The following is a 567-nucleotide window of genomic DNA, read 5'->3' as shown; positions in this document are numbered from 1 at the left end:
GTGACGCTAAGTTTGGATATTGTAAAATGCTGGCAAATTATTCCTCCTTAATTAATGAAGTTATGGTCTTTCTCAATAACACTCTGGCACCGATATTTAGAGGGATTTTAGATGCCAGTAGAACTCTAAGAATGTTTAGTAATGGCGTACTTAAAACATCAGTAGCCGTTTCAGGCGTTTTTGGTATAGTAACCTCAGTGATCACAGTTATCGAAGGTGGTATGCTAATGATGAAAGGATGGTCAAAAGGGGGTAAAGTAGGGACAGCATATATGATAGTTGGCGGTTTACAAATGTTTTCCGGTTTTATTTACTTGATGCAATCTGTGGGATTGTTAAGTTTATTAGGTGGACCAATTGCTGGTGGATTATTTGTTTTAGCAGTAGTTGCCGCTTTTGTATCAATGGTTATCTTAAGCATATTTAAAGATGAATCCGATGATTGGAACAGCATGCAAATCTGGTTTAATTACTGTTTATTCGGATTAAAAAAGCCAACCGATAAAGGTAAGGCCTATTTATCAAGTTTTGATAGTATGGCAATGGCAATTAATGACTACATGGTGG

1 protein-coding gene is annotated in these 567 nt (G+C 36.5%); it reads left to right on the top strand.

Annotated features, from left to right (window positions below; genetic code table 11):
• Nucleotides 1–26: 26 nt before the first annotated feature.
• Nucleotides 27–567, top strand: a 541-nt coding sequence (locus tag H3S73_RS13550; RefSeq protein ID WP_198248921.1) for a hypothetical protein, incomplete at its 3' end; no start/stop codon positions are given.

The organism is Gilliamella sp. B14384G12, assembly GCF_016101825.1.
In the GTDB taxonomy this organism is placed as follows: Bacteria; Pseudomonadota; Gammaproteobacteria; order Enterobacterales; family Orbaceae; genus Gilliamella; species Gilliamella apicola_N.
The sequence above is the reverse complement of the archived record's forward strand: the minus strand, read 5'-3'. Positions and strand labels throughout refer to the sequence as shown.